This is a genomic window from Pseudarthrobacter sp. AG30 (genome assembly GCF_003116525.1).
In the GTDB taxonomy this organism is placed as follows: domain Bacteria; phylum Actinomycetota; class Actinomycetes; order Actinomycetales; family Micrococcaceae; genus Arthrobacter.
Genome location: NZ_QEHL01000034.1, coordinates 43,068 through 57,382 on the forward strand (window position 1 = coordinate 43,068; position 14,315 = coordinate 57,382).

Consider the following 14,315-nt stretch of genomic DNA (forward strand, 5'->3'; position numbering starts at 1 on the left):
GTCTCCCCAGTGGTCTGTCAGCGAACCGGGAGAGGGAACCTAGGTCCCGAGTAGGTTCCACTCCACACCCGAATGGCTTCGACATTCTTCCGGAGGCGTTCGAGTTGTTCGATGACACGCGCTGGCGCGGTGCCCCCCTTTCCTGTTCGAGCTGCGAGTGCAGCGTCAACCGTGAGATGTGGGCGAATATCCACGCTCAGACGGCTGTCGACTGCCTGGAGCTGTTCGTCCGAAAGCTCGGACAACTGGTCGAAGCCAAGGTCTTCGCATGCTTTAACAACGGCACCGGAAATTTCATGGGCCTCGGCGAAGGGTACTCCCCGGCGAGCCAGCCAATCTGCGACTTCCGTTGCCAGGGTAAATCCACGGGAGGCATCGCTCAGCATTTTGTCGTCATTGGCCTGAAGAGTTCGGACCATTCCGGCAAGCGCGGGGAAGACGACGTCAATAGTCTCCACGGCATCAGCGATGATGCGCTTGTCCTCCTGCATGTCCCTATTCAACGCAAGTGGGAGACCTTTCATCACGGACATGAAGCCTGCGACGTCACCAATCAGACGCCCCGCCTTGCCGCGTGTGAGTTCAGCAATGTCGGGATTTTTCTTCTGCGGCATGATGGAACTGCCCGTGCTGTAGCGGTCGTCCATCTTGATCCATCCGAATTGTTGCGATGCCCACAGGATCAGTTCTTCGCTCAGCCGGGAGACATCGACCATGAGTGACCCGCAAATATAGACGAACTCCATGGAGACATCCCGTGACCCGACACCGTCAATGGAGTTTTCTACGCTGTCTTCGTAGCCCATGTCGAGCGCGGAGACTTCCGGGTCGGTAGCGATGGCTGAGCCGGCCAGTGCCGCTGACCCGAGCATTGTCACGGAGGCCCTTCTGTCCCAGTCTTGGAGGCGGGTAAGGCTTCGGTAAAGGGGCTGAGCGTGAGCGAGGAGCTGGTGTCCGAATGTCACGGGCTGTGCGGACTGCAGGTGCGTGAAGCCAGGCGCCGGAGTATGCAGGTAACGCTCGGCCTGCTCAGACAAAGCATCAATGAGGCCCACGACGTGAAGGGCAACGGTGCGGGCGTGGTCGCGCATGTACAGCCGGGTGTTGTTTGCCGACTGGTCGTTGCGCGATCTGCCGGCACGGATTTTTCCGCCCAGAGGACCGAGGCGTTCGATCAGGACGCGTTCAAGGAATGTGTGCGGGTCCTCGTCTTCAGGGGACGGAACGAGTTTCCCGTTGAGGAAGTCCGCCTGCATCTGCTGCAGAGCGGAAACGATCTCGTCACGTTCGCCTTCCGTCACAAGCCCAGCACGTTGCAACGCACGGATGTGGCTTCGTTGTCCCTCGATGTCGTATGGAACCAGAGCAAACTCCGGGGCTTCGGACCGGGACAGCCGGGCCATCTCTTTGCTTGGACCATCGGTAAAGCGGCTGCCCCATAGGTTCGTATCCGTGGACATTATTCCTCCTTGATAAGCGATTGCTGGCTGGTTGGTTGGTCGGTGGGCGTGCGTTTGCGCGCTCTGGGAGGGGCGCAGCGCCTACTTGGCACTGCGCCCGTTGAGATGTTGGTGCAGTGGGCTAGTGAATGAGGTCTGGCTCGGAGGTTGTTTGAAGGAGAGCCTGGAGGGCTCTGGTGTCAGGGCATAACTCCAACGTTCTGATTTCATTTACGAGGAGTTCGGCAGCATCATCGTCGAGCCGAGTCCCGGCCAGGTCCCTGAATTTGGCGACGGTTTCCTTATCGGAAAGCCGATTCGTTGCGGCTCCTCGCGCTACGGATGCCTGGCGTTGATAGGCGCGACCGTTGGTTCGAACTTCCAGATGAGGTTCGGCCGCTCCCCCGTGCTGGGTACTGTCCACTTCGATTCGGATGCGCTCCATCAGTGGAACTATCGCAGGGTCAGATCTGCCTTCAATGGCCACGTCTTTCAGGCCGACGCTGTCCCGTATGAGGGCCGTGGCCAGCGCAAATGGCATGCTCAACTGTGCCGCTACCAGTGATGAAGTGTCCCTTCCACCGCACATGTCGAAGATCAGCGGACTCGTCCGCACTGTGATTTCGTCAATGGCATCGGGAACGAGTTTGTGGTCCTTTTTAAGGTGGAGCAACGCGTCAATGGCTGAGTGTGTACTGCGGCAGGAGGCGTAGGGTTTGATGGAAGCCTCCTCCACGAGCCACTTCCCGCCGAGATCCGAGTAGAGTTCGGTTTCGTTTGCTTCTTGGGCCCCGTACAGCGCCAGGAAGCTTCCCCAGCGAGCTGAGAAGATGTCACTGGGTCCGGTAAACCCTGCGAGGGCAAGGGCGGCGGAGTTCAGCCCCGCTTCGGCTGCCCGACCGACGTGAAGGCGCTTAGACATCGTTCCGTCGCTCATGAATGCCCATGTGCCGCCGGTGAAAGAGCCGGCCAACCCGATCGCTGAAGTCATCTGTTGGGCGTTCAAGCCCAGGATCAGCGATGATGCCGCTGCAGCGGCGAACGTGCCACAGACCCCGGTGGAATGCCAACCGGCGTCGTTGACTGCATCGTATCCACCCAGCGCCGACTCGACACGACGGCCAAGTTCGTAGCCGGCAATGATGGCCAGGATCAGTCGTTCCCCCGGCACCGGTTGGGAGGCCAGCGCGGTGGCGGCCAAAGCGGCAGGAACCACCACCGCACCCGAATGGTCGCATCCGCTCGAATCGTCCAGTTCGAAAGCGTGGGCTGCTACACCGTTGACGAAAGCCGCCTGCAACGGTGGAACTGAGGCCGGTGTCCCCCACACGGGCGCCGCCTTGTCGGCTTGCGCCCGTCCGTGGGCATGACCGAGCGCCTTCCGGCTAATTTGGGCCTCGTTCGAGGCTGACCCCACAGTTCCGGCACCTAATGTGTCCAACAGGTGCAGCTTTGCTCGATGCTGGGCAGCAGTCGGAACGTCAGCCAAGGTGAGGCTGGTAAAGAAGGCGGCGAAAGCCTGAGAGGCGGTTGCGCGGGCGGAGTCCATGAGCGGCTACCTTATTTTTTTGGGGTTGCATTCAGGTGCGGTGGTCAATGTGTGAAAAACTTCGGCGGGGTGACCCGGTTCGTTGGGCTCGTTCCGCTTCCTCCACCAGGTGGCCACTTCTTTGCCGGTTGCAGTCCAAACATCTCCAAAGGACGTTACGTGGGACATGAACTCGCGGAGCAGGTGAATCCGCCCTGGTGTGGCAGTGATCTCCGGATGGATGGTGAGAACGAAGCAAAGGCCCTCTGCACGGTAGGCGTCGAATTCTAGAATCCAGTTCCTCAGTACTTCTCGTGTGGAGGCTATGCGGGGGCTGCCGTTGGGAATGGGGGGGTCCAGGTTGAAGACGAAGTAGGGGAAGTCATCAAGTTCGTGGTGCCTGCTCAGTTCCACAAGAGTGCTGGCTTCTGCAGCATGCAGATGGGGGAGGTCGTCGCCGTGCCAGGAAGATGACCAGAGAAACCCTGCCTCGGCCAGCGCTGTCGGCAGACCACGGGCATATTCTCCGCGGCCGCCCCTGAACCCCACCGGTTTGACGCCCAGGATGATCTCGAACGCACTCTGGGCCTTTGCAACGTTGTCTACCTGCTCCTCAAGAGTCAGTGTTGACAGGTCTTCGAGTGCCCAGCCCATATTGGCCACTTCGTGACCCGCTGCTGCCACCGCTTCAACTTGCCGTCTGTATGTAGTGAGGTTGGCGCCGGGGATGAACCAACTGGCACGGGTGTCAGTATGAGCCAGCTCCGCGAGCAGCCGATCCACTCCACGGATACCGCCATACTGGCCTACCGAAAGACTCTTGGCTCTGTCGGCCGCATCCGGTGCTTCGGCGAGTATGGCCAGCTCGGCTTCGAATGCGACAGTCAGGACGAACGCACATGCCTTGCCGTCGGGCCAGCGAGCCTGCTTGTGTATCGGGCTCATTTCGGTTCCTTCGGGTTGTTTGTCCGGCACCAGCGGCTGACTTCGGCGCATGTGGCAAACCAGACTTCGTCAGAGGCCTGCATGTGTGCCATCCACCGGTCCAAAAGGACCGCCCGACCCGGTTTCCCGACGACTTTTGGATGGAAGATGGTGGTGAGGCAAAGCCCTTCGCGGTGATACCCGTCAAACTCACGGATCCAGTTGTCCAGCGTTAATTCGTAACTGGCGATTCGATCACCTCCGATGGGCCAGTCCGGATTGGTGGTGTATGCCAGCGAGGCGTAGTCATCCATGTCTGAGCGGGCGGGAATTTCCACAAGTCTGCCGCCAGGGTGGAAGTATGGGCGGTCATCCCCGCGCATCGAGCTGGAGTATTCGAATCCCTGGTCAGCCAGCAAATGAGGAGTTTCCGGCCGCCAGTCCCCCGACGGCGTACGGAAACCAACGGCTTCGGCGCCGAGCGTGTTACGGAATATGCGCTGGCTGGTTCTGATGACCTGCCGTTGCTGGTCTACCGAGAGGTCCCAATACTTCTCGTGCTGGTAGCCGTGGTGACCAACCTCGTGGCCGCGTTCCACTATCGCCCGGCACTGTTCGGGCCACGTCTCGACCACCCACGCGGGCGTGAAGAAGGTCGCGCGGACCTGCCGTTTTTCCAGCAGCGCCAGGATACGGTCGAGGGCACGCCATGGGCCGTAGGCGCCTTGGCTAAAGTACGCCGGGCGATCCCAGATATCCCCGATGAGCATAGCGTCACCGGTGGGACCATCAAGGTCGAAAGCCAGAGCGACGGCGCTGTGTTTGCCTTCCGGCCAAACCGTCGCCCTGTCTTTTGTTGTCGACTCTAGGGTCACGATTTGACGCCGTTGATCACGGGGGTGGTGGCACCGTAACCGAGGCCGTATTTGTCAAGGATTTTCTGGTAGTCACCGTCGGCAATGATCTTGTCGAAGGCGGCCTTGATGGCATTGGAGAGCTGGGTGTCACCCTTCTTTACCAGTGCACCGAATGCCCTGGCCGGGAGAGGATCCAGTACGGGCTGGTACTTTCCGGGTTCTGTTTTGGCGAAGTACGCGAGGTTCTCTGCACTCTGCGCTGCGAGGTCTGCTCTGCCTTGGTCTATTTGCAGGCGTGCTGCTGCTCCGGAGTCGCTGGACAAGAGATTAATCGCGGGGAGGTTTTTGTCGGTGCAGAGGCTCTGGCTGAGCGTCTTGAGTTGTCCGAGGTAGTCGCTCTTACCACTGACTGCCACGTTTTTGCCGCAAATATCGGACTGCTTGGTGAATTCTGCCGCACGAGCGCCCGAAGTGTAGACCCGTCCCTGTGAGTTGAAGTAATCGATGAAGTCGACCGTTTTCTGCCGCTCAACAGTATCCGAAATGCCAGACATGGCCATGTCCACGCGTCCGGTCTGGACGGAGTTGATTAGCTGGTCGAAGGGTGATTCCACTGTTTCGATTTTCACACCCAGCACCTCACCGAGTTTTTGTTGTAGTTCTATGTCAGCGCCGACCAGCTTGTCGCCGTCTCGGTATTCCATGGGCGGGAAGTCGGGAGACAGTCCGACCCGTAGGCTTCCAGCGTCTTTTATGGCTTGCGGCAGGCCAGCGGTGTCCTGGCTGGAGGACGTTGATGCCGTATCCGTGCCGCCCACGCATGCGGTGAGGCCCAGGGCGGCGGCGGCGGCGATTCCACCCAAGCGCAGGGCGATAGTCATATGCTTCATTTCAAGGCTCCAGGATTTGTTGGGGTTATGGGGTTTTCAGGAAATCTGCGGGCTAAAAAACGCGGGAGAGGAAGGCCTTAGTACGTTCATGGCGGGGGGTTTCAAGGACTTCCCGGGGGGACCCTATTTCGACAATTTCGCCGTCGTGCATGAAGGCAACGCGGTCGGCGACTTCTTTGGCGAACCCGATTTCGTGGGTGACAACGATCATGGTTAGCCCGGAGCGGGCCAGGTCCTTCATCACATCGAGAACTTCGCCGACGAGCTCAGGGTCAAGCGCAGACGTAGGTTCGTCGAAGAGAATCAGTTCAGGCTCCATGGCGAGGGCTCTCGCGATCGCGACCCGCTGCTGCTGGCCGCCGGAAAGCTGGCGTGGATAAGACTTTTCACGTCCCTCAAGTCCCACCCGTGCAAGCATTTCTGAGGCGCGCCGCTTGGCCTCGGCGGGCTTCTCCTTCTTTACCAAGACAGGGCCCTCGATGATGTTTTCGAGCACTGTCATATGAGGGAATAGGTTAAAGCGCTGGAATACCATGCCGATGGACTTACGCTGGCCGGCTGCTTCCTTATCGGACAATTCGTACAGGCGGTCTCCGTCTTGTCGGTAGCCGATAACCTGATCCCCGACCCAAATCCGCCCATTAGAAAGAGTCTCCAAGTGATTGATGCAGCGCAGAAATGTGCTTTTTCCAGAGCCGGACGCACCGAGAAGGCAGACAACTTCACCCCGGCGGACTTGGAGGTTGATGCCTTTCAAGACCTCATTGAGTCCAAAGCTCTTGTGGACGTTCTCGGCCCGTACCAAAGTCACGGCGTTCACGGGGTTGCCTTTCTGTAGGTGCCGAAGATTTTCGAAACACGCTGGATCGGTGTCAACGGAATTTGCCGGCTTGAGGAGCCCTTCGCGAAGGCCCGTTCCAGGTAGTACTGGCCGATGCTAAGCAGCGACACTGCGCCGAGGTACCAAATGGCACAGACTATGAGCAGCTCCATAATGCGGTTGTTGACGTAGTAAATGCCCTGTGCCTGGTCGAGTATCTCGCTGACACCGATGGCCGAGGCAAGAGAGGTTGTTTTGAGCATGCCGATCACCTCGTTTCCCACAGGGGGAATGATGACGCGCATGGCTTGAGGCAAAACGATCCGTCGCATTGCCTGCAGCCGGGTCATTCCCACAGCATGTGCTGCTTCCATTTGTCCTTCGTCCACCGAGAGGATGCCGCTGCGCACAACTTCAGAGGTGTAGGCGCCCTGATTAAGACCGAGCGCAATCGAGGCCGCGACAAAGGGTGAGAGGACATCGATCATGCGGCCCTGGAAGATACCAGGTATTCCTACGGTCGGAAAAATCAGAGCCAAGTTGAACCACATGAGCAACTGCAAGTACACCGGTGTTCCCCGGAACACCCAGATATAGAGCCACGCGACGCCTGAGGTCACCGGATTTTTGGAAAGCCTCATGACGGCCGTGATGACGCCTAGAACCAACCCAATTACCATGGCAACGACCGTTAGGACGATTGCGATACCAATGCCTTGGATAAGGGCGGGCACAGTGAGGAACTCGCGGACGGTTGGCCAGTCAAGCTGTGCGCGGGCGAAGGACATAATCAGCCAGCCCAAAAAGACCAGCACAAGTCCTGCGCCAATCCAGCGTGTAATGTGCCGACGCGGAACGATTTTGAGGTCTGGCGCGTCGGCTTTCGCTAATGTTTTTTGCTCAATCTGTATGTTCATGGGCTTCCTGATCTGTGAGGTATGCCTTAAGCCGATTCAGCCGCAGACTTTGGCAGGCCCTCAACGCCTGCACTTTCAAAGGTCTCCGTTGGCGCGAGACCCACGGAATTCGGCCCACTTGAGCGTGAAAGAGCCGTGTACCGGAGTAGGCGACAGACAACGGTCCGCCGAGGTATCTGCCATAGCTTGTGGCGCAGACAGCCCGCATGGAGCGTGACGGGGGTCACGAAGATGAAACTAATGTATTTCTTTGGTAAACCCAAGTCAACACTTCATTTGTAAATTTTTTGTTTCCTTGGATACTGGTATCAAGCCGCGAGGGCGACGACTGAGATACCGGTATCCAACGAAGGTACGCTTCTATCCGGAGGCAGTCAACAGATGGACGCCGCAGGCTAAAAGTGCTCGTGCTGTCAGGGGCTGTCTATTGTGGGCACGTCGGGGCCTGGTATCGCGGAAGGCCTTATCGCTCCCCTGACGGCCGGCGAATTCTGGCCCAAATCAGCAGCTCCCCCAGTAACTGCTGAGGGTCACACAGCTCTCAGGCTTGGGTGCGGGGTCAGCCGGTAGGTGCACTGCTGGGAAGTGTCCCCACCTCACACTTTCAGCTCGGGTGGTTTCGACGAACCAATCGCCATTTTTGAGAAACCGGTGTCTCTACATCACGGTTAATAGGCCGCTATTTGTTGTCCAATACGGTAGATTCTTCCTCATGAACGCCAGCGGATACAAAAATCCTCGCCTCGCTGATGTTGCCAGGGTTGCGGGTGTTTCCCGAGCGACAGCCGCGCGCGCACTGGGCGGCTACGGCTCCGTGCGCCCCGACCTTGCAGCAATGGTCGAAGCGGCCGCGGAAACACTCGGGTACCGGGGCAATGCCCTAGCCCGGAGCGTCAGTTCCGGACGCTCCAACACCATAGGCGTGGTCATCAGTGATATCGAAAACCCACACTTCGCCCGTGCTGTCCGCGGTATAACGGACACCGCTCAACTGTCGGGTTTTGACGTGATCCTGGCGAACACGGACGAGAAACTGGCTGCTGAACGGGCCGCCGTCGACGTATTTCTCGCCAAGCGAGTCGATGGGCTGATCGTGGCCTCAACCTCCCGGAGCGACTCTGCCCACCTACTGGAGGTCGTGAAGATGAAAAGGCCTCTGGTGCTCTTTGATGAGAAGCCGGACAACATTCAGGCGGATTGGGTGGGTACGAATTCCTATGCAGACGCGAAGCAAGTGGTGAAGTACCTAACGGCGCGCGGCCATCGAAAGATTGCCTTTATCTCAGCTACCACTAAGACGCCAACGGAACTCGAAGCAGGCTTTCCGTTGCCCGTCTCAACTATCGCTGATCGAGTCCGTGCAATCCGTGAGGAATCCGCCGATGAATCGATTAGTTACGAGTTCCTAACCACGGCGATGTCTTCACAACGGACGCATGATGTCGTTTCCGAGCTGGTCAGTCGAAGGGACAGGCCAACCGCCCTCATCGCGTCGTACAGCAAGCTTGCATTACCTGCCTTCCAAGCCATCCGTGAGCTCGGCCTCAGCATTCCTCGCGACATCTCCCTCATTTGCCTGGACGACGCCGACTGGATGGGGGTGAGCGCACCGGAGGTTTCGGCGATCGCTGTCCCCGCCTACGACCTCGGCGCGAAGGCAGCTAGCGTCCTAATCGACCGCATCCGCGGCACAAGCACCGACGTCACCGATCACCTTCTCCCAAGTCGTTTCATCGAACGGGCTTCGGTCGCTGACCTCTCAAGACCCAAACTTACCGATCATGTCTGACTGGTAGCTACACCTCCGCTTGCTCCCCGGACTTGAGCGTGGCCGCACGGCTCGGACTTCGTCCGGACACACCCCAACCTGACGGCGGGATGTGCTGATCAGCTAGGACTCACCTGTCGGTGCAGCACCGGCCTGGTTCTCGGAAACCTGCCGAGCCGACGAGGTCACACCGACGACCCTTTAGCCCTACACGTTCCACGATGTCCCCCCGTTTCCTGGGACTGTTTCGATGATTCGGGCCACCGAACCTCGGTTTCCTGCGCCTGTGACTCTCAGAGTTGGATCTGAGAACGTCATGAGCCAATGCCAAGAAAACTGTACTTCGAGTCATTCTGACGCCAACGCAGTCCGTCAAATCGAGTTTCGCTTACCGTAGGAGCGCGGCAGACCGGCACCGCAAGTAGCCCGCGCTTCCGCTCCCCCGCAGCGCGACTGGTCCGCGCAAGGATGACAAGTGATCCCTGCTTATAGGTTGACGGAATCTCCATTATCGGCTCCTAGAGTACGGAAGCAGAAGTAGTCGCGGGAACTCCTGCCTCACGACGAATCTGACGATTCCGCTGGTCAGCCGGGCTCTGATGGGGCGCGAATTCCTCACCCAACGACTGATCTTGCCGTCGGATAAGGCCGATACTCTGATAACTGCACGACGCATTAGAGCGTGGCTTTGTCTGCAGTATGTGCGGTGTTTGTTTGGTCACGGATGGTGTTGATGACGGTGGAGAAGTCGTCGTGGGCACGAGGGCCGTGCGAGAGTTGGCGGTAGATTTTGGCTGCCAAAGGGCCGATTTCTGCCGCGACGCCGGTGTCGTTGATGGCGTTGAGGGCGAGGCTAAGGTCTTTGCTCATGAGCGAGGTCATGAAACCCGGTTGGTAATTGCGGTTCGCAGGGCTGGTGGGGACGGGGCCAGGGACGGGACAGTTATTGGTCAGCGCCCAGCATGCGCCGGAGGATTGGGAGGCAACGTCATAGAGAGCCTGGTGGTCGAGCCCAAGTTTTTCCCCGAGAACGAAAGCTTCGCTGACTGCGATCATGGTGATGCCAAGAATCAGGTTGTTGCAAATTTTTGCTGCCTGTCCGGCGCCAGGATCGCCGCAGTGGATTATGGTTCGTCCCATTGTTTCCAGCAAGGGTCGGATATGGGTGAAATCTTCGGGTTCTCCCCCGGCCATGAAAGTTAGCGTGGCTGCTTCTGCACCTACGGTGCCGCCTGAAACGGGTGCATCCATGGCGCGGTGACCGGCGTTCAGAGCGAGGTCACGCGCCTGGCGTGCTTGGGTTACGTCGACGGTAGAGCAGTCCACGAAAAGGGTGTTCGCTGGTGCTGCCCGGAGGAGTGTTTCGTAGGCCTCCAAGAGGTGCTGACCGCTCGGCAGCATGGTAAAAACGATGTTTGCGTGGGATGCTGCTTCTTCCGCGGTGGTTGTTGTGTTGATGCCGTTACGGCGAGCCTTCTCCGCGGCTTCGGTTGCGAGGTCGTATCCGGACACTTGATATCCGGCCGCAGCGAGGTTCGCCGCCATGTATCCGCCCATATTGCCCAAGCCAATAAAGGCGATTCTCTTGGTCATTGCATCTCCTGGATCTGGGTTTGTACGCGATGGTTGAAGTCGGGTTCGTCGATGCCGGGGTACCGGAGTGGGTTGAAGTAGCTTTCCACCAATTCCGGTCGCACGTCGGTAAGCGTTGCCGGCCACCAGCGGGGGTTTTTGTCTTTGTCGATGACCTGCGCTCTGACACCTTCTCGGAGTTGACCTGTGAGGTGAAAGTTGACCGAGACCCTGTACTCGGTGGTCAGTACCTCTGCGAGTTTGAGTTCCGTTGCGCGGCGAAGGGACTCCAGAGTTGTTTTCAACGCGAGCGGACTGTTGCGTCGAATACGTTTCGCGGCATCTTCAGCGGCGGAGGACGTCTCTAGGTCTAGGGCGGTGAGGATCTGTTCGACGGTCTGGGATCCTGTATAGACGCGGTCTATGAAATCCCGGTCAAGACCGAATGATGTAGGAGGTTCCTTCTGATAGTCGGCAATGATGGACGGTTCCCCGCCAGCAATCAGGTCCCGGATAAGGGCATGAAGCCTGTCTTGGGGCACGTAGAAGTCAGCCAGGCCAGCCTCAATCGCTTCTCCTGGCCCAACATGGGTTCCTGTCAGTGCCAGATGCTTGCCCAGCCCACCGGGTGAACGAGCGAGCAGGTAGGTGCCGCCGACGTCCGGGACAAAGCCAATGCCGGTCTCCGGCATCCCGGCGCGGGTGTTATCCGTGACGATTCGGTGTGAACCATGCGCTGAGATGCCGATCCCTCCGCCCAGGACCAGTCCGTGCATGAGAGCAACGTAGGGTTTGGGATACCGTGAAATCAGCAGGTTCAGTGCGTATTCGTCGGCCCACATCCTTGCGCCACCGAAACCGCCCTCGAAGCTGTCATGATAAAGGGCAACAATGTCACCGCCTGCGCAGAAGGCGCGATCTCCTACTCCCGTGACTATGACTACAGCGACTGCAGGATCTGCTGCCCATCGTTTGAGGGCGTCTGTCAGTGTGATGATCATTGCGTGGGACAAGGCATTCAGCGCATTGGGCCGCTCGAGGGTGAGAATGCCGGCCTTACCTCGCACTTCGGTTCGAAGGTGCGGAGTCTGGCCCGGTGCAAGGCTCATGCGTGATCCCCGGCGGGCATCACAAAACTGGCACCTTCCTTGATTCCTGAGGGCCAGCGCGAGGTCACAGTCTTTGTCTTCGTGTAGAAGCGGAAAGCGTCGGGACCGTGCTGATTTAGGTCCCCGAAGCCGGAAGCCTTCCATCCGCCGAAGGTGTGGTATCCCACGGGGACCGGGACGGGTACATTCACTCCTACCATCCCGGTTTCAACCCGTGCAGCGAAGTCTCTGGCAGCGTCGCCGTCCCGGGTATAAATCGTTACGCCGTTGCCGTAGCGGTGTTCGCTCGGGAGGGTAAGCGCGTGGTCGTAGTCACCTGCGCGGACAATTGATAGGACAGGACCGAAGATTTCTTCCTGGTAAATCCGCATGTCAGTTGTAACGTGGTCGAACAGCGACGGGCCGATGAAGTAGCCGTTTTCGTGGCCTTCCAAGGCAAAGGAGCGCCCGTCGACAACCAGGTCTGCTCCTTCTGTCACGCCGATGCTGATGTAGTCGCGCACTCTCTCTAGCGCATCGCGGGTGATCAGCGGTCCGTAATCGGCTGCGGGGTCTGTTGATACGCCAACCCTCAGATGGGCAAGCCGTTCTTTGAGTTTCGCGACCAAGGCATTAGCAGTGGATTCACCAACCGGTACCGCAACGGAAATTGCCATGCACCTCTCGCCTGCTGAGCCGTATCCGGCACCCATTAATGCGTCGGCGACTTGATCAAGGTCAGCGTCGGGCATGATGATCATGTGATTCTTGGCGCCGCCGAAGCACTGCGCCCGCTTTCCATTGGCGGACGCCCGTGTGTAAATGCTCTTTGCGATCGGGGTTGAACCAACAAAACCGATCGCTTTCACCCTGGGATCATCCAGCAGCGCGTCAACCGCTTCCTTATCCCCGTTGATCACGTTGAAAATGCCACCCGGAAGTCCCGCCTCTATCCACAGCTCTGCAAGCCGTAGCGGCACCGAAGGGTCCCGCTCCGAAGGTTTGAGAATGAACGCGTTTCCGGCAGCAATGGCAGGACCGGCCTTCCACAGGGGAATCATCGCGGGAAAATTAAAGGGAGTAATGCCGGCGACAACACCCAAGGGCTGACGCATGGAGTAGACATCGAGTCCTGTTCCCACGCTGTCGCTGAACTCACCCTTCAACAGGTGCGGAGCACCCATTGCGAACTCCACAACATCCAAGCCCCGTTCGATATCGCCCCGCGAGTCACCTAGTGTCTTCCCGTGCTCCAGCGACAACAGAGCCGACAGTTCATGGATGTTTTCGCGGACAAGATTCACAAACCGGCCCAATACCCGCGCACGCCGTTGCAGATTTGTCGCTGCCCATCCAGGCTGAGCCCGGGCGGCATCCTCCACGACCGTTGATACTTCAGCTGTGGATGCCAGCGGCACCTGCGCCTGAACGTCGCCACTGTTCGGGTCAAAGACATCAGCAAAACGGCCAGAGGCTCCTGGCACCCTGCGGCCCCCGTAAAAATGAGAAAGCTCCCGACCCACAACGGGATCCTGGACACCGAAACTCACAGTCAAAGGCTTAGACATAGCACAAGTACTTTCTTCAGGTATGGAAGGAAACTGGGTCTGCATTCCGGGGGAAGATACAAGAAGCCCTCCTCCACTATCTGGTTAAGATGGTGTGTTACTGGGCCGCAGGTAGTCGGGGTGGGCCGTCTATCTCCCTGTAGCGTAGGAGAAGCCCGTCATGGCTTCTCCCAGCGTGCCGAAACCAAGGGGACCGGTATAGGAGGCTCTCGCGCCGAACCCTGTGACATGGAACAGGATGAGCTCAGGGTCTCAGCAGAAAGGATTCATAAATGATGTCTTCATATAAACGGTTCTTCCGACTAGCACATCCGCGGCTGCTATCAACCCCCAACGGGCCGACTATTTAACCCGGAAACAAGGCGCCGTGGAATGTGTCGCAGCATTGGCGGGTTGAGTCGTCGTGGATCATAGGTTCAGCACCGCATCTTATCCCTCGTATACCGCGCATCATCCACGAATGGTCCAATCAGCCCACCAGTTCGTAGGCGGGGGTGGTGAGGAAGTCCGTGTAGCCGTCCGAGAGGCAGATGTCCGCGATCAGGTCGCTGGCAGGCTGGTAGTACCTGGTGAATTTGTCGTCGCTTACTTCGGTGCGGAGCCGCTCGGTTTCCTCGCCCAGGATCCGTTCCACCAGCTCCTTGGTCACCGTGTTGCCTGTGTCCGCCAGGATGGACTTGTTGCGGATTTGCTGCCATACCTGTGAGCGGGAGATTTCCGCGGTGGCGGCGTCCTCCATCAGGTTGTGGATGGCCACGGCGCCGTTTCCGGACAGCCACACTGCCGTGTAGGCCACGGCCACGTAGAGGTTCAGGCGCAGCCCGGCCTCGGTGACCTGGCCGTCGGCGGAGGAGACGTCGAGCAGCTGCTCCGCCGTGACCGATACCTCCGGGCGCTGCTTGTCCACCTGGTTCGGCTTGTCGCCCAGCACGGAGTCGAAGACC

12 protein-coding genes and 1 pseudogene are annotated in these 14,315 nt (G+C 58.8%); 1 reads left to right on the forward strand and 12 read right to left on the reverse strand.

Annotated features, from left to right (window positions below; translation table 11 throughout):
* Window positions 1-17: 17 nt before the first annotated feature.
* From argH to DC347_RS20235, 7 genes are all read right to left on the reverse strand, one after another.
* Window positions 18-1,460 (reverse strand): argininosuccinate lyase, encoded by a 1,443-nt coding sequence (gene argH, locus DC347_RS20205; protein ID WP_109864252.1) that lies wholly within the window; start codon window positions 1,458-1,460, stop codon window positions 18-20.
* Window positions 1,461-1,581: 121 nt separating this feature from the next.
* Complete coding sequence (locus tag DC347_RS20210) at window positions 1,582-2,988, reverse strand: MmgE/PrpD family protein (RefSeq protein ID WP_109864253.1); 1,407 nt, start codon at window positions 2,986-2,988, stop codon at window positions 1,582-1,584.
* 6 nt (window positions 2,989-2,994) lie between these two features.
* Window positions 2,995-3,912: a polysaccharide deacetylase gene (locus tag DC347_RS20215; RefSeq protein ID WP_165838097.1), complete on the reverse strand. Its 918-nt coding sequence runs from the start codon at window positions 3,910-3,912 to the stop codon at window positions 2,995-2,997.
* Window positions 3,909-4,766 (reverse strand): polysaccharide deacetylase, encoded by an 858-nt coding sequence (locus tag DC347_RS20220; protein ID WP_109864255.1) that lies wholly within the window; start codon window positions 4,764-4,766, stop codon window positions 3,909-3,911. The genes DC347_RS20215 and DC347_RS20220 overlap by 4 nt, the downstream gene beginning before the upstream one ends.
* On the reverse strand, window positions 4,763-5,629 hold the full coding sequence (locus tag DC347_RS20225; RefSeq protein ID WP_165838098.1) for an ABC transporter substrate-binding protein: 867 nt from the start codon (window positions 5,627-5,629) through the stop codon (window positions 4,763-4,765). The genes DC347_RS20220 and DC347_RS20225 overlap by 4 nt, the downstream gene beginning before the upstream one ends.
* 61 nt (window positions 5,630-5,690) lie before the next feature.
* On the reverse strand, window positions 5,691-6,458 hold the full coding sequence (locus tag DC347_RS20230) for an amino acid ABC transporter ATP-binding protein (RefSeq protein WP_304598362.1): 768 nt from the start codon (window positions 6,456-6,458) through the stop codon (window positions 5,691-5,693).
* A complete protein-coding gene (locus DC347_RS20235) occupies window positions 6,455-7,375 on the reverse strand; it encodes an amino acid ABC transporter permease (protein ID WP_109864257.1) in 921 nt (306 codons plus the stop codon). The genes DC347_RS20230 and DC347_RS20235 overlap by 4 nt, the downstream gene beginning before the upstream one ends.
* 712 nt (window positions 7,376-8,087) lie before the next feature.
* Here DC347_RS20235 and DC347_RS20240 point away from each other — a divergent pair.
* A complete protein-coding gene (locus DC347_RS20240) occupies window positions 8,088-9,164 on the forward strand; it encodes a LacI family DNA-binding transcriptional regulator (RefSeq protein WP_109864258.1) in 1,077 nt (358 codons plus the stop codon).
* A gap of 654 nt (window positions 9,165-9,818) precedes the next feature.
* Here DC347_RS20240 and mmsB read toward each other — a convergent pair.
* The 5 genes and pseudogenes from mmsB to DC347_RS20265 form a co-directional block, all read right to left on the reverse strand.
* The gene (gene mmsB, locus DC347_RS20245) at window positions 9,819-10,736 is read right to left on the reverse strand and encodes a 3-hydroxyisobutyrate dehydrogenase (RefSeq protein WP_109864259.1); all 918 of its coding nucleotides are present in this window, start codon (window positions 10,734-10,736) and stop codon (window positions 9,819-9,821) included.
* Window positions 10,733-11,824, reverse strand: a complete 1,092-nt coding sequence (locus DC347_RS20250; RefSeq protein ID WP_109864260.1) for an enoyl-CoA hydratase/isomerase family protein — start codon at window positions 11,822-11,824, stop codon at window positions 10,733-10,735. The genes mmsB and DC347_RS20250 overlap by 4 nt, the downstream gene beginning before the upstream one ends.
* Window positions 11,821-13,326 carry a CoA-acylating methylmalonate-semialdehyde dehydrogenase gene (locus DC347_RS20255; protein ID WP_109864261.1) on the reverse strand — a complete coding sequence of 502 codons (1,506 nt, stop codon included), beginning with the start codon at window positions 13,324-13,326 and terminating at the stop codon, window positions 11,821-11,823. Before DC347_RS20255 ends, DC347_RS20250 begins: the two co-directional genes overlap by 4 nt.
* A 174-nt stretch (window positions 13,327-13,500) precedes the next feature.
* Window positions 13,501-13,611 carry a hypothetical protein gene (locus DC347_RS22210; protein ID WP_109864269.1) on the reverse strand — a complete coding sequence of 37 codons (111 nt, stop codon included), beginning with the start codon at window positions 13,609-13,611 and terminating at the stop codon, window positions 13,501-13,503.
* A gap of 229 nt (window positions 13,612-13,840) precedes the next feature.
* A pseudogene (locus tag DC347_RS20265) lies at window positions 13,841-14,315 on the reverse strand (malate synthase A); the annotation flags it as partial.